This window comes from Halorubrum yunnanense, assembly GCF_026586675.1.
Classification (GTDB): domain Archaea; phylum Halobacteriota; class Halobacteria; order Halobacteriales; family Haloferacaceae; genus Halorubrum; species Halorubrum yunnanense.
In genome coordinates this window covers 31374-48864 of record NZ_JAODIX010000011.1, presented here as the reverse complement: position 1 = coordinate 48864, position 17491 = coordinate 31374, and the positions used below count along the sequence as shown (strand labels likewise).

At 66.2% G+C, this 17491-nt stretch carries 24 protein-coding genes; 13 read left to right on the top strand and 11 right to left on the bottom strand.

The features are described 5' to 3' along the window. Positions 1-7: 7 nt before the first annotated feature. Both N5096_RS02900 and N5096_RS02895 read right to left on the bottom strand, forming a co-directional pair. Complete coding sequence (locus N5096_RS02900) at positions 8-571, bottom strand: hypothetical protein (RefSeq protein WP_267662834.1); 564 nt, start codon at positions 569-571, stop codon at positions 8-10. A gap of 2 nt (positions 572-573) precedes the next feature. Then, on the bottom strand, positions 574-1116 hold the full coding sequence (locus N5096_RS02895) for a hypothetical protein (RefSeq protein WP_267662833.1): 543 nt from the start codon (positions 1114-1116) through the stop codon (positions 574-576). Between the two features lie 480 nt (positions 1117-1596). Here N5096_RS02895 and N5096_RS02890 point away from each other — a divergent pair, with 480 nt between their 5' ends. Both N5096_RS02890 and N5096_RS02885 read left to right on the top strand, forming a co-directional pair. Then, entirely contained in the window at positions 1597-2178 is a 582-nt protein-coding gene (locus tag N5096_RS02890) for a DUF7344 domain-containing protein (RefSeq protein WP_267662850.1), read from the top strand. Between the two features lie 159 nt (positions 2179-2337). Continuing rightward, positions 2338-3090, top strand: a complete 753-nt coding sequence (locus tag N5096_RS02885) for a hypothetical protein (protein WP_267662832.1) — start codon at positions 2338-2340, stop codon at positions 3088-3090. A 13-nt stretch (positions 3091-3103) separates the two neighbouring features. Here the strand turns inward: N5096_RS02885 and N5096_RS02880 are convergent, their stop codons facing one another. From N5096_RS02880 to N5096_RS02865, 5 genes are all read right to left on the bottom strand, one after another. After that, positions 3104-3376 (bottom strand): DUF8150 family protein, encoded by a 273-nt coding sequence (locus tag N5096_RS02880; RefSeq protein WP_267662831.1) that lies wholly within the window; start codon positions 3374-3376, stop codon positions 3104-3106. A gap of 17 nt (positions 3377-3393) precedes the next feature. Then, positions 3394-3681 carry a type II toxin-antitoxin system RelE family toxin gene (locus tag N5096_RS02875; protein ID WP_267662830.1) on the bottom strand — a complete coding sequence of 96 codons (288 nt, stop codon included), beginning with the start codon at positions 3679-3681 and terminating at the stop codon, positions 3394-3396. Continuing rightward, positions 3668-3958, bottom strand: coding sequence for a ribbon-helix-helix domain-containing protein (locus N5096_RS02870; RefSeq protein WP_267662829.1), 291 nt, complete (start codon positions 3956-3958; stop codon positions 3668-3670). The genes N5096_RS02875 and N5096_RS02870 overlap by 14 nt, the downstream gene beginning before the upstream one ends. Positions 3959-4162: 204 nt before the next feature. Continuing rightward, complete coding sequence (locus N5096_RS16465) at positions 4163-4579, bottom strand: DUF5615 family PIN-like protein (RefSeq protein ID WP_379789868.1); 417 nt, start codon at positions 4577-4579, stop codon at positions 4163-4165. Between the two features lie 29 nt (positions 4580-4608). Further along, on the bottom strand, positions 4609-4920 hold the full coding sequence (locus N5096_RS02865) for a DUF433 domain-containing protein (RefSeq protein ID WP_267662828.1): 312 nt from the start codon (positions 4918-4920) through the stop codon (positions 4609-4611). 160 nt (positions 4921-5080) lie between these two features. Between N5096_RS02865 and N5096_RS02860 the strand changes: the two genes are divergently transcribed. The 5 genes from N5096_RS02860 to N5096_RS02840 all read left to right on the top strand — a co-directional run bounded on the left by N5096_RS02860 (position 5081) and on the right by N5096_RS02840 (position 8152). Then, positions 5081-5371, top strand: a complete 291-nt coding sequence (locus N5096_RS02860) for a UPF0175 family protein (RefSeq protein ID WP_267662827.1) — start codon at positions 5081-5083, stop codon at positions 5369-5371. Further along, positions 5368-5886: a DUF3368 domain-containing protein gene (locus N5096_RS02855; protein WP_267662826.1), complete on the top strand. Its 519-nt coding sequence runs from the start codon at positions 5368-5370 to the stop codon at positions 5884-5886. Before N5096_RS02860 ends, N5096_RS02855 begins: the two co-directional genes overlap by 4 nt. A gap of 418 nt (positions 5887-6304) precedes the next feature. Then, a complete protein-coding gene (gene tnpA, locus N5096_RS02850; RefSeq protein ID WP_267662825.1) occupies positions 6305-6697 on the top strand; it encodes an IS200/IS605 family transposase in 393 nt (130 codons plus the stop codon). A 2-nt stretch (positions 6698-6699) separates the two neighbouring features. Beyond that, on the top strand, positions 6700-7959 hold the full coding sequence (locus N5096_RS02845) for an RNA-guided endonuclease InsQ/TnpB family protein (RefSeq protein ID WP_267662824.1): 1260 nt from the start codon (positions 6700-6702) through the stop codon (positions 7957-7959). 16 nt (positions 7960-7975) lie between these two features. Continuing rightward, complete coding sequence (locus N5096_RS02840) at positions 7976-8152, top strand: hypothetical protein (protein ID WP_267662823.1); 177 nt, start codon at positions 7976-7978, stop codon at positions 8150-8152. 14 nt (positions 8153-8166) lie between these two features. Here N5096_RS02840 and N5096_RS02835 read toward each other — a convergent pair whose 3' ends face one another. Continuing rightward, positions 8167-8442, bottom strand: a complete 276-nt coding sequence (locus N5096_RS02835; RefSeq protein ID WP_267662822.1) for a DUF8150 family protein — start codon at positions 8440-8442, stop codon at positions 8167-8169. A gap of 137 nt (positions 8443-8579) precedes the next feature. Here N5096_RS02835 and N5096_RS02830 point away from each other — a divergent pair, with 137 nt between their 5' ends. Beyond that, positions 8580-8729 (top strand): DUF7550 family protein, encoded by a 150-nt coding sequence (locus N5096_RS02830; protein ID WP_267662821.1) that lies wholly within the window; start codon positions 8580-8582, stop codon positions 8727-8729. 57 nt (positions 8730-8786) lie between these two features. On the opposite strand, the gene N5096_RS02825 is transcribed toward N5096_RS02830, so the two are convergent. The 3 genes from N5096_RS02825 to N5096_RS02815 all read right to left on the bottom strand — a co-directional run bounded on the left by N5096_RS02825 (position 8787) and on the right by N5096_RS02815 (position 13200). Then, complete coding sequence (locus tag N5096_RS02825; RefSeq protein ID WP_267662820.1) at positions 8787-9917, bottom strand: ABC transporter ATP-binding protein; 1131 nt, start codon at positions 9915-9917, stop codon at positions 8787-8789. Positions 9918-10043: 126 nt separating this feature from the next. After that, on the bottom strand, positions 10044-12308 hold the full coding sequence (purL, locus tag N5096_RS02820) for a phosphoribosylformylglycinamidine synthase subunit PurL (protein ID WP_267662819.1): 2265 nt from the start codon (positions 12306-12308) through the stop codon (positions 10044-10046). Positions 12309-12822: 514 nt separating this feature from the next. Continuing rightward, the gene (locus tag N5096_RS02815) at positions 12823-13200 is read right to left on the bottom strand and encodes a hypothetical protein (RefSeq protein WP_267662818.1); all 378 of its coding nucleotides are present in this window, start codon (positions 13198-13200) and stop codon (positions 12823-12825) included. A gap of 161 nt (positions 13201-13361) precedes the next feature. Between N5096_RS02815 and N5096_RS02810 the strand changes: the two genes are divergently transcribed. From N5096_RS02810 to N5096_RS02790, 5 genes are all read left to right on the top strand, one after another. Further along, entirely contained in the window at positions 13362-14411 is a 1050-nt protein-coding gene (locus tag N5096_RS02810) for a two-component system sensor histidine kinase NtrB (RefSeq protein ID WP_267662817.1), read from the top strand. Positions 14412-14490: 79 nt separating this feature from the next. After that, a complete protein-coding gene (locus tag N5096_RS02805) occupies positions 14491-15576 on the top strand; it encodes an MBL fold metallo-hydrolase (protein ID WP_267662816.1) in 1086 nt (361 codons plus the stop codon). 142 nt (positions 15577-15718) lie between these two features. Next, positions 15719-16684 carry a bifunctional 2-dehydro-3-deoxygluconokinase/2-dehydro-3-deoxygalactonokinase gene (kdgK1, locus tag N5096_RS02800; RefSeq protein ID WP_309243299.1) on the top strand — a complete coding sequence of 322 codons (966 nt, stop codon included), beginning with the start codon at positions 15719-15721 and terminating at the stop codon, positions 16682-16684. Between the two features lie 52 nt (positions 16685-16736). Continuing rightward, positions 16737-17285 carry an orotate phosphoribosyltransferase gene (gene pyrE, locus N5096_RS02795; RefSeq protein ID WP_267662814.1) on the top strand — a complete coding sequence of 183 codons (549 nt, stop codon included), beginning with the start codon at positions 16737-16739 and terminating at the stop codon, positions 17283-17285. A gap of 14 nt (positions 17286-17299) precedes the next feature. Next, the coding region (locus tag N5096_RS02790) for a hypothetical protein (RefSeq protein ID WP_267662813.1) at positions 17300-17491 on the top strand (192 nt) is incomplete at its 3' end.

Here is a 17491-nt window from a genome sequence, read left to right as displayed (position 1 = left end):
AAGCTTGTTAGTCTTCGATCTCGTTCGCGTTGATTTCGAACGTTGCGGTCACGGTGTCCGGTGGGTTATCTCCTGCAACGATTTGGACAAAGTACCCTGCCGAATCTCCTGTCGACAATTCTGCCTGTTCAGATACATTACCAGTACCGAGGGCTAGCGCAATAGCCAACTCACCGTCACTTTCAACCGAATTTCCGTCGCTGTCGAACCTCAGAACCTGATATTGAGGGGATATTTTTACCTTGTTCCTACCCTGATTGCGAACAGTGAAGACATTTCTATCTGCAGCTCCACTGCCGAAGACTGTGCTTGAATTTTCTCCGACGTGCTCACCTAGATCGTTTCCGTCTTGATCTTCGACGAGGGTACCGAAATCCAAGGCGATCGCGTCGCCACTTCCGTCAGCGTATTGGCTCGTTGACTCTATCGCGAGGTACGCACTTGCGTCGTCAGCAACTTGGACACTAACACTCCGCTGTGCCGCTGCGCTCGAGAACGCACCGGTTCCGAGCGCCGCGGCACTACCTGTGGACAATGCACCGATACCGGCGATGAGACTACGTCGGTTCATTGTTAGAAGTCCTCCACGAATGCTCCAATAACCACTTGTCCGTTCTCATTTTCTGGGTCGTCGTCCAGCGTATCGACCGTTACGTCAACAAGCGTGCTGTCACCAGGGTTGAGGACGGCACCTTGACTGTCACCTTCGTCGAACGATTCCGCGTTCTGAACCTCAAGCTCGACGCCGTCAATCGGTTTCGTGGTAGCCTTGACACCGACGTTGTAAAGGGGCCGGCTGGGATTCTGAGAGAACCCAGCAGCGACAGTATTGGTTCCTTGATTGATGATCTTGAACACACCATCAATCTCTGTCTCGGCGTCCTCATTGAATCCTTCACCGCCTTTGTTTGTCGTCTGCGAGCCGAAGTCAAGACTAAGCTGCCCATTACCACCATCGTCGCTGATGATGTCGTCGCGCTCCGCCTTGAGTCCTAAGTATGCGCTGTTGTCACCGCCGACTTCGACGGTAACGTCACGTTCGGCCTCTACACTTGAAAACGCACCAGTACCTATTGCTGCTGCACTCCCTGATGCTAATGCACCCAATCCGGCCATGAACTTGCGTCGGTTTGTCATAGTTGTTACCTGTGTTCGCACACGACCCGCGGGCCGCCGACGCGGGACATCCCGCGTCACCCGGGGTCGCTCTACGACACCCATGGGGCCTATCCCATATCGTTATGAATTTCCAGAAACACTTCCGGGTGGGACTGAAACCCGGCCGCCCGGTTCTGCCCCCGCCTGAACCGCGGCCGCCCCGGTTCAATCGCCGCTTGAAGACGAGTCTTCCCCGGTTCGGCCGCAGCCTGAACGATGCCGATCGACCGTTAAACGATACATAATCTGATAAATTTGCCCGACTAATCGAATTTACAATGTACTAACCAATTCGAAAAATATGCTATAGGACACTTAAACACCTGTTTTCGGATGTTTGAGCGATCGACCACCACCCGTTTTTGAACTCCGAGAAACTTCGGTAAAGTATTACGACCGCGGGTTTTATGTTGGCCGATTCATGTGTGTCAGACAGAAATGGCGTCGGTACAGCAGGTAGACGGGGGAGGGGTAGAACCGACGACGGAGGTGTCCGAAGATGAGCTGTTCGACGTGCTGGCGAACCAGCGGCGGCGGTTCGCGGTCCATCTGCTGAAACGAGGGGAGAAGGATCGGATCGAGATCGGTGATATGGCCGAACAGATAGCGGCGTGGGAGAACGGGATCGACACGGCCGAGATCACGGGCAACGAGCGCAAGCGCGTGTACACCGCGCTCCAGCAGTCCCACCTGCCGAAGATGGACGACGCGGGCGTCGTCGACTTCAACAAGGACCGGGGGGTCGTCGAGCCGACGCCCGCGCTCCAGAACGTCGACCTCTACATGGACGTCGTCGAGGGGAAGGAGATCCCGTGGAGCGACTACTACCTCGGGCTCTCGGGCGTCGCGGCCGCGCTCACCGGCGCGGTGTGGCTCGGCGCGTGGCCGTTCGTCCTCCTTCCCAACATGGCGTGGACGGTCGCCATCGTCGTCGCGTTCGCGTTCTCCGCGATCACGCACAAGTACTACACCACGGAGATGAAGGTCGGCGAACCCGAGGAACCCCCGGAACTACAGTAAGGCGCCGGTGTTCAAGCAGTGCCTTCCGGGGTTCCGGCGCCGCATAACCTTAGGGTCGGGGCGCGTTGTGTCGAGTGACCGAACCGTGCGATCCCATCGCAAATGAAACGACGAAACTTCATCCTGCTGCTCGGCGGCGCGAGCTCCGGCGCGATGAGCATGGGGACCGGCGCGTTCAGCAGCGTCGAGGCCGAGCGCGGCGTGGAGGTGAACGTCGTGGAGGATGACGAGGCGTACCTCGGAATAGCGGTCGACGAAGAGGTGGACGCGGTTCAGATCAAAAACCAGTTCGCCGATCGCCTCGACCTGACGGTAACGCTGAACTCGGCGGACGGCGCAATCGGCGAAATCGAGGCTGAGGGACCGATAACGTTCGTAGACGGGACGGGCGGAGAGAGTGATATCGACGTAGACGACGAGAGCGGTCAGGGCGAACTCGGCCCCGGAAACGAAGCGCACGTACGGGTCGATTTCGACGAGGCGGGTGAGGGGTCGTTCGCCCTGTCGTTCGCGGGCGAGGCCGGCGGCGCGAGCGTCGACAAGACCCGGGAGTTCACGCTTCGACCGCGAGACGTCACCGGGCATGTCACAGAAGTCAAGTTCCCAGGCAATAGCGGACATCTCCGGATACTCACCGGTGAGAGTAACGGCAACAGCGGTGTCAGCGGCGTCGTAAGCGCGAAATTATACTGCGAGGACGACGGGAACGTGACATCTAGCGACGACTTCGAGTACGTTCTGGTGAACGAAAACCTCGGTGTCGAGGATTTCGACGGCGATCTGGAGGGATCAATCGCCGGTATCGAGATTGAAGGGATCGAGGGCGTCTTCGTGAAGCCGGATAGTTCGGACAACAGTACCGGAAACACGGTCGCTACAGACGACACGAAAACCGATCCGTTCGGCGGCTAGTTTTGATCGCGAACTACTCCCCGCCTCCCGTATCGGAATCCACCGCCTCGTCAACTTCCGCCCGTGCGAACTCCCGGATTCTCTGCTTCTCTTCCGCGCTCACGTCGACCGGCCGCGCGCTCTCGATCTGGCCGTTCACGACCGCGTTCTGCTGTGGGCGCCACACCTCGGCCGGCTGTTCCTTTATATACTCGGCCCACCGGATCACCTGCTCGTAACGGGGCGGTCGCTCGGGGTCGTCGTCGGCTTCGGCTGAGCTTCCCTCAGAGGTTCCAGAGTCGGTCATCACGTTCGAATCGGCGCTCAGTCGTCGCCGGGTCGGTACGCACCCGATCGGTGCTCGATATCGTAGATTACCACTACCTCTCGATCCCGATCGGCAGATGCTCCCAACCGAAAGTCACCGATCCGAATTTTACCGTGCGGAACGCCCGACAGCGGTTCGATATACTCGGGTGGGTCCCGCCACTCGTCAGTCACGATGTCGTCGAGCTTCGAGACGATACGCTGCTGTATCGGCGTATCGAGTCCCTCAAACGCCCGCGCAGCGGGTGGCCGGAACTCCCACGTCCAGTCGTCACTCCTCGTCATCGATCATATCGACGACCTCATCGCGAGAGACGGCCTCGCTCTCACCGTTTCGCATCGCGTACTCCTCGGCGGCGATGCTCGCCAACATACTGCGTGACGCGCCGGGATGATCCGTCGCGTCACGGATCGCGTGCCGAAGGAACTCGCTCCGAGAGGTGTACCCCTCCTCCTTCCAGACCGCGTCGATCTCCGCCAGCTGGCGTTCGGTGACGCGGACGTTGATCGTCGTCGTCTCGGGATCGTCGACTTCGGCGTCGTTTGTACCCGTTTCTGACATACGTGCGTATTGCGTTCGCGGTTATATAAATGACACCCGAGCGGGGACCACCGTTTGGGCGTCAGGGTGACCACTCCACGATTCAAGACAAGCTCACGAACGAATTCCGTCGAAACCTACGAATATATCGTACACAGAGCAAACGCCGCACGCACACCACCTCCACCCGCGTCCGTGGTTCTCTCGCCGGTGAAACGCGGAGAGCTATCGTCCGATCGGAGACGCGAGACGAACGACGCGGCGATCGAACGCGGGTGGTGCGTTGCTCCGGACCGATACACGTGACTCGCCCGGAAGTCGGAATCGGTCGCGGGAACGGCGATCAAAGCGCCGAGAGCCAGATCGGCTCCGTCTCCGCCGGATCGAACGGCAGCGCCTCGATACGTGCGACCGCTGCACGGACGCCCCGCCGGTCATGTCCTGCGGTGCGACGAAGACCGGGACGACGGCGTCTCGATCAGCGAAGTCTTTCACGTCGGTCGTGATGATCGCCATCGCTTCGGATTCGGCGTACGCCGCGATCGCGTCATCGGTCGCCTCCGGGCCGAGTTCGGATATTTCCCGGGAGTACACCACATCGTGCCCGTCACCTCGGAGCGCGGAGACGTACTCTTCGGGCACGTTCGCGTCGGCGAGAATCCGAGACACGACTACGCTGCGTCCTCTGTCGACCCCGAGTTCTCGCCGTGGAGTTCCTCGACGAGGGCGCGCGTCTGTCGCTCGCCGTCGCGCCGTGTCCGCTCGGCCTCCCGCTCGTCGCCCTCGAACGCGTCGCGGTGTTCGTAGTAGTGCGCGAGCGCGCCGAAGAGGTCGGCCATCGAGATCTCGTACTCGCCGGCGACGACGTGTGGATCCTCATCGGCGTCGATCACGCGCCGCTTGACGTCGCGCACGGTGATCCGCGTCCCTTCCACGCGCGCCTCGCCGGAGCGAATCGCCTCGTTCCGGACAATCGAGGTCATACGATGAGATACGACTGATATCCGTTTAGTCCTTCGGGCGGCTCGGAAGGCTGTGTCGGTCTCCGCCAGCTGGCATACGGTGGCACCGATGGTGGTCAGCGCGATCGCTGGATCCCCGCCCGCCGAAACCTATGAACACATTGTACACATAGCAAACAACATGCCTACGATCTCTACCCGGGTCCCCGAAGACCTCGAAGCGGAACTCGAGGCGTACCTCGAATCGGAACGCCTCGACCGAAGCACGGCGGTCCGGAAGCTCCTCTCCGAAGGGCTCGAGGAGTGGCACACGGAGCGCGCGCTTGAACGCTTCGCCGACGGCGACGTTTCGCTTATAAAAGCCGCAGAACTCGCCGGGCTCTCCGTCTGGGAGTTCGCCGACCTCGTCGAGGACGCGGACGACGCGTGGGTCTCGTCCGATCACCTCGAAGCCGACCTCGATGAGCTGTGAGCTGGGTCTTCGACGCGACGCCGCTGATCTACCTCGCGAAGGCGGAGCGACTCGACGCCATCGAGACGCTGGACGAACCGCCAGTCGTGCCGGAGGCCGTCTACCGCGAGGTCGTGACGACCGGCGTCGGGCGGGGGTACGACGACGCGCGTCGGATCGAGCGCGCCGTGGAGGACGGCCTCGTCGACGTCGTCGCGGTCGACACGGACGACTCCCCGGTCGCGACGCGGCTCGCGCGGCATCCGGGGTTGAGCGACGCCGACGCCGCGGTCCTCGCCTGCGCGGACGCCCGCGACGCGGTCGGCGTGATGGACGAGTCCGCCGGGCGCTCCGCGGCCGAGGTGGAGGACATCGAGACGCGCGGGACCGCGTATCTCGTCCTCGCCGCCGTGAAGGACGGCGCGCTGTCGACGGCGGGGGGCCGCGACGCCATCGACGCGATGATCGATCACGGCTGGGACGTGGCGCCGGACGTGTACACGAAGATCGTCGGGAAGTTGGAGTCGTTCGAGTAACGACTATCTTTTTTCAAGGCGAGAATCCCGCCGTTTACGGCGGGCGTGAAGCCGACAACTCCTACACGTTCCACCGTCGGTTACAGGCCGAATACCCCACGACTGCAAATCTTTATTAAAATTGGATATATGAGCGTGTCATAGAATAGTTCTCGTGGTTGCCCACGTATTCGGAGCCAGTAGCTTCGAGACGGTCAAACCCGTTGTCATAGCAGCTGTTCGTTCTGAGCCACGCGATGGCCGATAGACGTAAAGTATTCGTTCCAGTGAATGAATGGGCGCTCTAAAACAGCTTTCTACAGCCGTGCACCAAGTGCACGTACTTCTAAATCGGTTACGGGTTAAAACGCATAAGCAGTCCTATAATAGCATGCGGCTGTTTCTATGACACGCTCTATATAGAAATCAGTACGGTCAAATGAAGTACAACCTCGAAACCGGGTCGCACACGGTCCACGCGCTCCAATATCACTTTGTGACCGTCACGAAGTACCGCGCAGACCTCCTCACCGACGAAATCGCAGAACGGGTCGGTGAGATTGCCAGCGACATCTCAGAAGACTTCGGCGTGAACATCCAGAACGTCAACGGCGGAAGCGATCACGTTCATATCCTCTTCACAGCGAAGCCAACGACCGACCTCACCAAGTTCATCAACTCGCTCAAGGGCGTCACGTCCCGCAAAATCCGTGACGAGAATCCCGAGGTTCGGCAGGCGCTCGACAAGGCGTTCTGGCAACCGGGGTACTTCCTCGCCACCACCGGCCAAGTGAGCATCGACGTACTCATGAAGTACGTGGAGGAGCAGTAGCGATGTCCACGACCGTCACAAAAACGTTGCAGGCGACGTTCGCGCCACCCACCGCGCACAAGCAGTCGAAACTCAACGACCTGCTCGAAACCTACCGTGACGGTCTGCAAGAAGCGTTCGACGCCGGAGCGAGTACCATGTCGGCGGTGAGCGACATCGTGACGCCCTACGACCTCCCGTATCAGGCCAAGGCCGCTCTCTGCAACTACGTTCCGAAACTCCGCAAGACGTACAACGCCAAGGAGTTGGACGACGGCCACCCGATACGGCTCACGAATCAAGCCGCGAAGTTCGACCACTCTGAAGAACGCGACTACGCGTTCACGTGGTGGGTTCCGCGTCCCGGTCGGGGAACGAACTTCTGGATACCGCTCCGCATCAACCCTGAACAGGAAGACCTCTGGCATGACCTCGTATCGGAGGACGCAAAGGCGGGCGAAATACGGCTTCAGAAGCATCGGAAAAACTGGGTACTGCACGTCACCGTCGAGTACCCGGTCGAAGAACCAACGACAAACGGTGACACCACGCACATCGGCTTAGACATCGGAGAAACCGCCCTCATCACGGGCTGTGCCCTCAAGGATGGTTCTCCGACTGACCCGTTCGTGTGTAGCGGAAGCAGAGCGAAGCATCTCCGCAAAGAGATGCACACGACCCTGAAACGACTCCAAGAGCGTGACGTATCCGAGTGGCGTATCGAAGACCGCTTCTCGCACTACCAGAACGCGCTCACCGACATCGTGGAGAAAGCGTCTCGGCAAGCCGTCGAGTACGCAAAGCGGTACGAGAATCCCGTGTTGGTGATGGAGGACTTGACGTACATCCGTGAGCGTCTCGACTACGGGAAGTACATGAACCGTCGGCTTCACTCGTGGGCGTTCGCCCGACTGCAAGGGCGCATCGAGGACAAGGCGACGGAAGCAGGCATCCCGGTCGAGTACGTGAATCCGGCGTACACCTCGCAGACGTGTCACTCGTGCCACCGTATCGGTCGGCGGGACTCCCAAGCCGAGTTTCGGTGTCCGAACGGCGACTGCCACGTTTCGACGTTTCAGGCCGACATCAACGCTTCCGCGAATATCGCACGACGGGTCGACCCGTGGGGAGAGAGCGTCCCGCTTGACAAGGCGGAGCGCGATGACTCGCCTCAGGATGGGAGCGGTTGTGACACCGCCACGACTCACCGTGAGAAGAGCGTACCAGCGCAGATGACGCTCACGGCCTACGAAGAGTCGGAACCCTCTGCCAGCGACGACTAACTGGTATTCCCCATGCGTGGGAAGCCTCGCCGTTTACGGCGAGGAGGATGTCACTACGGCTCGTGAGAGAGACACCGATATGGCATCGTCGCTCCCGCTATCAGAGGAGGAAAAGGAACGAATGCGGCGCGGTCGGGTCAGTTCCGGGGTCGCGACCGACGAAGCAGACATCGACGAGATACTCTACGGCTGAGTTTGGGTGTCGATCTACTCCTCGTTGTTATTTTCCTCATCGGTCTCACCTTCCGCCTCCAACACGTCGTCCGCGAACTCCCGAATTGCTTGCTTCTCCTCGGCGCTCACGTCGACCGCGCGCGTGCTCTCTATCTGTCCGTTCACCACCGCGTTCTGCTGTGGCCCCCACACCTCGGGCGGGTGCTCTTTGATATACTCGACCCACCGGATCACCTGCTCGTAGCGGGGCGGTCGCTCGGGGTCGTCGCCTCCGGCCGAGCCCTCTTCAGGCGTTCGTGAGTCGCTCACAGCGCTCCTCGACGTCGAGTCGTTCGACCCGCGTTTCGAGTCGGTCGCGGGAAAGCGTTTCTCAAAGCTTGGCCGTGGTTCGAAATCCACCGCCCCGTTCAGATGCGCTTATGTGCCTCCCGTCCTCACTCAAGCACATGGACGATCACTCACACGAGCCCGACCCGGACGAACGCGTGACGTCTCCCATGCAGGGGTTCGGCAGCCGCGAGGTCGGCATCGGCGCGGCCGTCACCCTCGTCGGCCTGCTGGTGGCGTACGTCATCCCCTTCCTGTTCAGCCTCTGAGCGGCGCGCGTCGCGTCCGCTTTTAAAAGACAGCTGAAACCGTCGATAGCGGCGCGTTCACCGCGGGTACCACGCCAGCGGGTGATCGGCGGTGAGCTCGACCGTGACCGGCTCGTTGAGTCCGAACTCCTCGACGTGGTTGTGCAGGCAGTGAACCGTGTCGCCGGACTCCAGCTCGACCCGGTAGACGAACGACGGCCCGACGTACTGCCGCGAGACGATGATCCCGTCCGCCAGCTCGGGGCTCGCGGGGGTGGCCCGGAGGTCGTCTGGGCGCACGAGGACGTCGACGGGCGCCCCGTCGTAGACGCTGTCGTACCCCTCCAGCGTGACGGCGTCGAACCGGCCGATCCCGGTCTCGACCTGCTCGTCGCGGAGCTCTCCCTCGAGGAACGACGCCCGCCCGAGGAAGGAGGCGACGAACTTCGACTCGGGGCGCTCGAAGACGGTCTCGGGACTGCCGACCTGCTCGATTTCGCCCTCGTTCATGACGGCGACGCGGTCGGAGATGGACATCGCCTCCTCCTGGTCGTGGGTGACGGAGACGGCGGTGACGCCCGCCTCCTTCAGGATGCGGCGGACCTCCTCGCGCATCTCCACGCGGAGCCGGACGTCGAGGTTCGAGAACGGCTCGTCGAGGAGGAGCACCTCTGGCTCCGGGGCGAGCGACCGGGCGAGCGCGACGCGCTGCTTCTGCCCGCCGGAGAGCTGGTCGGGCGTCTTCTCGCCGTGGTCGGGCATATCGACGAGGTCGAGCAGCTCGTCGACGCGCGCCGTGGCGGTCTCCTCGTCGGCGTCAGAGAGCCCGAAGGCGATGTTCTCGCGGACGGTGAGGTGCGGGAACAACGCGAAGTTCTGGAAGACGATCCCGACGTCGCGACCCTCCGGCGCGACGAACGCGCCGTCGCCGGCGACCGTCTCGCCGCCGAGGCTGATCTCGCCGTCGGTCGGCTCCTCCAGCCCGGCGATCGTCCGGAGCGTCGTCGTCTTCCCGCAGCCGGAGGGGCCGAGGAAAGTGAGGAGCTCGCCCGGCTCGACGTCCAGCGAGACGCCGTCAACCGCGGTCTCGGGGCCGAACTCCTTCGTCACGTTCGACAGCGACAACACCGGGTCGAGCGACGGGTCCGCGGGCGACCCGCTCTCCGTGTCGCTCGACCGTCTCGTTCCGACGTGTTGCGTTTGAGCCATCGATGAGTCGGGCGCCGGTTCGACCGGCGTCCCGTGGTTGCACCCACATATTTTAGGAATACCTAAAAACGTATCGCTCGCTTCCGCGCGGCGAAAATGGGGAGGGCGAGCGCCCTCGGCGACCCGTCAGGCCAGTTCGCGCTCGATCACGCCGCGGAGCTCGCGGATCGCGTCGGCGTCGAGCGCGGTCGACTCGCCGCCGACCGTCAGCGAGAGCGTCCCCTCGCTCGTGACGTCGCCGAGCCGAAGTACGGGGAGGTCGCCGGCGGCCTCGGCGACCGCCTCGGGGTCGGTAGTCTGGACGACGAGGCGGCCGGGCGTCTCGTCGAACGCCGCGACGCGGTCGGGCAGAGAGACGTCGGCGCCGGCCGCGTCGGTCATCAGCTCGGCGAGCGCGACCGCGAGCCCGCCGTCGCTCACGTCGTGGGTCGCGAGCGTCGACTCGTGGCGCGCGACCGCCGCGAGCGACGCGACGAGGCCGGAGAGAGCGGTCGAATCGGTGTCCGGAAGGTCCGGGAACCGGTCCGTCCCGCCCGCCTGCGCGAGGTACTCGGAGCCGCCGAGCGCGTCCCCACCGGCGCCGACGAGAAGGAGCTCGGAATCGGCCGCGTGCGCCGCGTCGAGCGCGGCCGGCGGGGCGTCGTACCCGTGCTTGGTACCGATCACCGCGAGCGTCGGCGTCGGCGGGATCGGGCCCTCGACGCTGTCGTTGTACAGCGAGACGTTGCCGCCGACGACCGGGACGTCGAGGGCGGCGCAGGCGTCGGCGAGCCCGTTGACGATCCCCTCGAACCCGCCGTACACGTCTGGCTTCTCGGGGTTGCCGCCGTTAAGGCAGTCGACCGCGGCGAGCGGGACCGCGCCCTTCGCGGCGAGGTTGGTCGCGTTCTCCAGCGCGACGGCGCGGGCGCCCTCGTACGGGGCAGTCTGGGTCCAGTTCGGGTTCGCGCCCGAGGAGAGCGCGAGGCCGACACCCTCGTGGTCGGGGTCGGACGCGGCGGCCCCCTCGTCGTCTCCCGCGGTCTCCCCGGCTTCTCCGGCCTCCCGGATCGCCATGATGGCGGCGTCGTCGCCGGGTTTAAGCGCGGTCCGGGCGCCCACCTCGTGGTCGTACTGGCGGTACACCCAGCGCTTGCTCGCCGTCGACGGCGCCGAGACGACCGCCTCGACGGCGTCGGCGAGGGCGGGCTCGGGGTCGGGGAGGTCGCGGGCCGGCTGTGCCGGTTCCGCGCTCGGGAGGTCGTTCATCGGGGCGCCGTCGGCGAGGCACTCGGCGTGGACGTCGACGACGACCTCGCTCTCGTCGGCGTCGCCCGCGAACTCGCAGACGTAGTTCCCGTCGGTCACCTCGCCGATGACGGAGCAGCCGAGGTCGAACCGGTCGGCGAGCGCGGCGACCCGGTCGACGTCGTCGGGGGCGACCTCGTAGCACATGCGCTCCTGGCTCTCGGCGAGCAGGATCTCGGTCGGGTTCATCCCCGGCTCGCGCTGGTGGACGCGGTCGAGGTCGATGCGGGCGCCGAGCCCGCCCTTCGCGACGAGTTCTGAGGAGGCCCCACCGAGCCCGGCCGCGCCGAGGTCGCGGGCGGACAGCACGAGGTCCTCGTCGACGAGGGCCTCGTTGCACTCGATCAGCCGCTTCTCGGCGTAGGGGTCGCCGACCTGCACCGCCGGCCGGTCCTCGGTCTCGGCGTCCTCCGCGAGGTCCTCGGAGGCGAACGACGCGCCGCCGAGCCCGTCGCGGCCGGTGCCGTTGCCGACGAGGACGAGCTTGTTGCCGGGTTCCGTCGCCGTCGCCGTCACGAGCCGGTCCCCGTTCGTGAGGCCGATGCAGGCGACGTTGACGAGGGGGTTCCCCTCGTAGCCGCCGTGGAAGGCGACGCTGCCGCCCACCGTGGGGACGCCGATGCAGTTGCCGTAGTGGGAGATTCCCTCGACGACGCCCTCGAAGAGGTACCGCGAGCGCTCGCGGTCGAAGCCGCCGAAGTACAGCGAGTCGAGCAGGGCGATGGGATACGCGCCCATCGACATGGTGTCGCGGACGATGCCCCCGACCCCGGTGGCGGCCCCGTCGAACGGGTCGACGAAGGAGGGGTGGTTGTGGCTCTCGACGCCGAAGGTGACGTACTGGTCGCCGTAGTCGTCGGGGTCGCGGTCGGCCGCAGGTACGTCGGCGGCGTCCGGCTCGGGCAGCGCGAGGACGGCCGCGTCGTCGCCCGGCCCGACGACGACCTGGTCGCCCTCGCTCTCGAAGGCCGAGAGTAGGGGGCGAGAGGAGCGGTACGCGCAGTGCTCGCTCCAGAGGTTCTCGAACAGCGCGGCCTCGGCCGTCGTCGGCTCCCGGCCGAGCTCGGCGACCACGAGCTCGCGGTCCGGTTCGGACAAACTCATTCACTTACGTGGTTACCGAGCCGGTTCTAATGCTTTTCTATGTACACGTTCGTGTACTCTAGTTCGACTTCGAGGACGGCACGGCTCGCGGTGCGGTGCGGTGCGGTGGCGCGTGCCTCCGAGGCCGCCTCGCGGCCGAGGAGCACGCGCGAAGGAGTCGCGAACGAAGTGAGCGGCGAGGCTGGGGAGGCGTGCGGTGCTGTGCGGAGCGGGGCGGGGTGGGACTCAAAGGGGCGGCCGCGAGGAGGAAGCACGACGACGCAAGCACCGCAGCGAAGGAGTGAACGGAGTGAACGACTGAGCGAGGAGCACAGCGAGTCGCGCGAGTCCTCGCGGCCGGGGCTTTGGAGGTGTTCACCGACGATCTATCAGCAACTGTTTATAAGCGAGCGGCCGGGGCTTCGGAAGTGCTCGCTGCGCCGGCAACGGTATATAAATAAACGCCGGAAGCTCCGAAACTGCTCACGCCGAAAGTAAAAACGCACTATCGAACGCGGACGAGACCCGCGAGTTGTTATAAACCGACGACCGCGACGCCGTAGATCACCACTGCACCGACGACCCCGGCGGCCAGCGACTTCGCGTTCAGCCTGATCGCGCGCTTTCGGTCGGCGGCCAGCGCCGCCTCGTCGAGGACCTGGTTGGTCCCGTCGCCGACGTCGAAGACGCCGATCCCGGCGAAGCCGACGCAGAACCGCTCGCGGTACTGGAAGTAGCCCATCGCGGCGCCGTACAGGGGGAACACCGAGAGCAGCAGCGCCCAGCGCGGCCAGCCGACCGCGACGACCGCGGCGACGAGGGCGACCGCGAGGAGGAGCGAGGCGATCCCGAGGAGGAGCCGCCGTCGCTGTTGGGCCGGTCCGATGTTACAGACGCCCGGTTGGTACTCCATGCGACCGGGTGGGCCCGCGGCGACGAAAACGCACCGGATCCGCGCGGGAGTCGCCCGGGGTTGCCGAGCGAAGCGATCGGATCGAAGGCCGACAGGGCGGGGCGACCGCGACGGCCCATTTATTACTTGACGGGCGAAACGAGGAGACGGGAAGAGCCACGATGGACGACTCACGTCGGGAGCGGGAGATACGCCGGTACGAGACGATCCTCGAGTCGCTCGACGACGCCGTCTACGCCGTGCGTCCCGACGGGACCATCGCGTACGTCAACGACCGATACGCGGAGATGAAGGGCGCGAGCCGCGAGGAGCTGATCGGGACAGACATCTACGATTGGGTGACGGAGGAGGCCGCGGAGAAGGCCAGAGAGGTCCGCCGCGAGATGGCGGCCGGAGAGCGGGAGGCCGGCGCCGTCGAGTACGAGTTCCTCACCGCGGACGGCGAGCGGTTCCCGGTGGAGATGCGGTTCAGCCGACTCGCGGGCGAGAAGAGCGAGGACGCGGGGGGCGAGGACGGACTGGGCGGCCTCGACCGCGTCGGCGTCATCCGGGACGTCAGCGAGCGGAAGCGGCGCGAGGAGGTGCTCAGAGAGAAGAACGAGCGGTTAGAGGAGTTCGCGAGCATCGTCTCGCACGACCTCCGGAACCCCCTCTCCGTCGCCGAGGGGCGGTTGGACCTCGCCCGAGAGGAGTGCGACTCCGAACACCTCGACGCCATCGCCGACGCCCACGAGCGGATGGGGTCGCTCATCGACGACCTCCTGACGCTCGCCCGCGACGGGGACGGCGTGGAGGAGGTGGAGCGGGTCTCCCTCCGCCGGATCGTCGAGGAGTGCTGGGAGGGCGTCGAAACGGCCGACGCGACGCTGCGGATCGAGACCGACCGCGCGGTCCGCGCCGACCGAAGCCGGCTCAAGCAGGTGTTCGAGAACCTCGTGCGGAACAGCGTGGAACACGCGGGCGAGGGCGTGACGGTCGCGGTCAGCGACGTCGACGGCGGCTTCTACGTCGCCGACGACGGGCCGGGGATCCCCGAGAGCGACCGCGAGGCGGTGTTCGAGGTGGGGTACACGACGAACGACGACGGCACCGGCTTCGGCCTGGAGATCGTCGACGCCGTCGCGGCGGCCCACGGCTGGGACGTGCGCGTCGCCGAGAGCGCCGACGGCGGTGCCCGGTTCGAGTTCACCGGCGTCGACGTGGTCGACTGAGCCGGCTCCGTTCCGGAGGTGCGACCGGGGCGATTTCCGCGGAGGCAACCCTCAAATGCGCGCCCGACGACGAGGGGATGTGAAGCGGATCCAGCTCGGCAACACCGTGTTCGAGGGCGAGAACGACGTCTACCTGCTGGACGGCGAGACGACCGCGCTGGTCGACACCGGCGTCGCGCTCCCGGACGTCCGCGCCGACCTGGAGGCGGGGCTCGCCGAGCACGGGGTCGCGTTTGGCGACGTCGACGCGGTCGCCCTCACTCACTGGCACCCCGACCACGCGGGGCTGGCCGGGGAGGTCCAGGCCGCGGGCGGGGCTGACGTGTTCATCCACGAGGCCGACGCGCCGCTCGTCGACGGCAGTGAGGCCCCCCTCTTCCTCGATCGCGACCTCCAGCGCGAGACGTTCGAGCGGTGGGGGCTCCCCGAGGCGGACCGGGATCGCCTCCGGGAGTTCTTCGACGCGGTGAGCGCCGATCTCAGCGGCCGCTCCGCCGACGTGACGACGTTCGCCGACGGCGACGTCGTCGAGGTCGGCGGCGTCGCGCTGGAGGCCGTCCACCTGCCGGGCCACGCGGCCGGGCTCAGCGGGTTCGCATTCGACCCGCGCGAGGTCCCGGACCACGAGCCGGTGGGGCGAGGGGGTCGCGACTGGGAAGGGGGAGCGTCCCGCGGCGACTCGGCCGCCCCCGAGGAGCTGTTCGCCGGGGACGCGCTCCTCCCGCGGTACACCCCGAACGTCGGCGGCGCGGACGTCCGGGTCGACGCGCCGCTCGCGGCGTACGCCCGGAGCCTCGCGCGGATCGTCGAGCGCGACTTCGACGCGGCGCACCCCGGCCACCGCGAGCGGATTGACGACCCGAGCCGCCGGGCCGCGACGATCCTCGACCACCACCGCCACCGGACGCGAGGCGTCCTCGACGTCCTCGCCGACGGCGGCCCCGCGACGGCGTGGGAGGTGTCGGCCGAGCTGTTCGGCGAGCTGGTCGACATCCACGTGCTCCACGGGCCGGGCGAGGCGTTCGCGCACCTCGACCACCTCGCCGACGCCGGGGTCGCCGAGCGCGACGGGGCCCGCTACCGTCTCATCGACCCGGACCCCGACGTCGACGCGCTGTTCCCGACGACGCCCCTCGACGACGCCGTCGACGGGTCGGGGGACTGACCCCTCCCGGCGCTCTCGGTCCGGCCCCGATCGCCTGCCCTTTTGTGTTCCCCCGTCGACGGTCCGGTATGGATACCGCAGCGATGACGGCGAGCGCGGCAACCGCGGCGACCGCGGCGAGAGCGGGACCTCGGCCCGCGAGGTGGTCGGCGTGACGGACCTCGTGACGTTCGGCGAGACGATGCTCCGACTCTCGCCGCCGCGCGGCGAGCGGCTGGAGACCGCTCGGTCCCTCGACGTGCAGGCGGGCGGGGCGGAGAGCAACGTCGCGGTCGGCGCGGCGCGACTCGGCGTCGACGCCGTCTGGCTCTCCAAGCTCCCGGAGTCGCCGCTCGGGCGGCGGCTCGTCGGCGAGCTCCGGAGCCACGGCGTCCGGACCGGCGTCGCGTGGGCCGACCCCGAGTCGAGCCGCGTCGGGACGTACTACCTCGAACACGGCGGCGAACCCCGCGGCACGAGCGTGATCTACGACCGCGCCGACGCCGCGATCACGACGGTCGAGCCCGACGAGCTGCCGACCGGGGCGCTGGAGTCGGCGGCCCGCTTCCACACGACCGGGATCACTCCGGCGCTCTCCGACCGGGCCGCGGAGGCGACGACCGCGCTGCTCCGGGCCGCGGGCGAGGCCGGCGCGACGCGCTCGTTCGACCTGAACTACCGGGCGAAGCTCTGGGACCCCGAGGCGGCGCGGGCGGCGTACGAGGAGCTGTTCGCGCACGTCGACACGCTGTTCGTCCCCCGGCGCGACGCCCGCGAGGTGCTGGACCGCGAGGGCGACGCCGTCGAGATCGCCCACGGGCTCGCCTCCGAGTTCGGCTTCGACACCGTCGTCGTCACGCGAGGGACGGAGGGGGCGGTGGCGCTGCGGAACGGCTCGGTGTACGAGCAGGGCGTCTTCGACGCAGAGACGTTCGACGCGATCGGCACCGGCGACGCGTTTGTCGCGGGCTACCTCGCGAAGCGGCTCAACGGCGGGGGCGTCGCCGACGCGCTGGAGTGGGCCGCCGCAGCCGCCGCCCTGAAGCGCACCGTCGACGGCGACCTGGCCGTGATCACCCCCGAGGACGTGGCCGACGTCGTCGGCGGCGCCGCCGGTATCGACCGATAACCATCGCCCGCGTTCCGACCTGTTTATGGTCGCCGCCCCGTCCCCTCTGGGTATGACCGACGACGAGCGACGACGCGAGCTGATCGCCGCGCTGCGGGCGGCCGACGCCGTCCGATTCGGTGAGTTCGAACTCTCGCACGGCGGGACGAGCGACTACTACGTGGACAAGTACCTGTTCGAGACCGACCCGGACGCGCTGACGCTCGTGAGCGAGGCGTTCGCGGCGCGGGTCGGCGACGCGGACGCGAAGCTCGCGGGGGTCGCACTCGGCGCCGTCCCGCTCGTGGCCGTGACGGCGGCCGAGCTGGGCCGCCCGTACGTCATCGCGCGCAAGCAGGCGAAAGAGTACGGCACGGGCAACCGCATCGAGGGCCGGCTCGACGAGGGCGAGGAGGTCGTCGTGCTGGAGGACATCGCCACGACGGGGCAGTCCGCCGTCGACGCCGTCGAGGCGCTCCGCGAGGCGGGCGCGACGGTGAACCGCGTGCTCGTCGTCGTCGACCGTGAAGAGGGGGCAGCGGAGCTGCTCGCCGAGCACGACGTGGAGCTGGAGTCGCTGCTCACGGCGACGGAGCTGCTGGCGGAACGGGACGCGGAGTAGCAGACCCTTTTTAAATGGAGATCGGCGGCCCGCGATTCACATTGCGTTCGGATTCGGTGAACTCTCTCGCACCTCCGGACACGCTCGCGTCCGTGCGGGGACGGCGACGATTCCTTATAAACAACGGTGCGGTGGCGCGTGCCGACGAGCGGCCGGTAGGCCGCGAAGTCGCACGCGCGAGGGAGTCGCTGGCGGCGTCGCCGCCA

Coding starts and splice junctions, on each gene's coding strand:
- N5096_RS02900 (WP_267662834.1), bottom strand. CDS start 571: ATGAACCGACGTAGTCTCATCGCCGGTATCGGTGCATTGTCCACAGGT.
- N5096_RS02895 (WP_267662833.1), bottom strand. CDS start 1,116: ATGGCCGGATTGGGTGCATTAGCATCAGGGAGTGCAGCAGCAATAGGT.
- N5096_RS02890 (WP_267662850.1), top strand. CDS start 1,597: ATGGCGTCGGTACAGCAGGTAGACGGGGGAGGGGTAGAACCGACGACG.
- N5096_RS02885 (WP_267662832.1), top strand. CDS start 2,338: ATGGGGACCGGCGCGTTCAGCAGCGTCGAGGCCGAGCGCGGCGTGGAG.
- N5096_RS02880 (WP_267662831.1), bottom strand. CDS start 3,376: ATGACCGACTCTGGAACCTCTGAGGGAAGCTCAGCCGAAGCCGACGAC.
- N5096_RS02875 (WP_267662830.1), bottom strand. CDS start 3,681: ATGACGAGGAGTGACGACTGGACGTGGGAGTTCCGGCCACCCGCTGCG.
- N5096_RS02870 (WP_267662829.1), bottom strand. CDS start 3,958: ATGTCAGAAACGGGTACAAACGACGCCGAAGTCGACGATCCCGAGACG.
- N5096_RS02865 (WP_267662828.1), bottom strand. CDS start 4,920: ATGACCTCGATTGTCCGGAACGAGGCGATTCGCTCCGGCGAGGCGCGC.
- N5096_RS02860 (WP_267662827.1), top strand. CDS start 5,081: ATGCCTACGATCTCTACCCGGGTCCCCGAAGACCTCGAAGCGGAACTC.
- tnpA (WP_267662825.1), top strand. CDS start 6,305: ATGAAGTACAACCTCGAAACCGGGTCGCACACGGTCCACGCGCTCCAA.
- N5096_RS02845 (WP_267662824.1), top strand. CDS start 6,700: ATGTCCACGACCGTCACAAAAACGTTGCAGGCGACGTTCGCGCCACCC.
- N5096_RS02830 (WP_267662821.1), top strand. CDS start 8,580: ATGGACGATCACTCACACGAGCCCGACCCGGACGAACGCGTGACGTCT.
- N5096_RS02825 (WP_267662820.1), bottom strand. CDS start 9,917: ATGGCTCAAACGCAACACGTCGGAACGAGACGGTCGAGCGACACGGAG.
- purL (WP_267662819.1), bottom strand. CDS start 12,308: ATGAGTTTGTCCGAACCGGACCGCGAGCTCGTGGTCGCCGAGCTCGGC.
- N5096_RS02815 (WP_267662818.1), bottom strand. CDS start 13,200: ATGGAGTACCAACCGGGCGTCTGTAACATCGGACCGGCCCAACAGCGA.
- N5096_RS02810 (WP_267662817.1), top strand. CDS start 13,362: ATGGACGACTCACGTCGGGAGCGGGAGATACGCCGGTACGAGACGATC.
- pyrE (WP_267662814.1), top strand. CDS start 16,737: ATGACCGACGACGAGCGACGACGCGAGCTGATCGCCGCGCTGCGGGCG.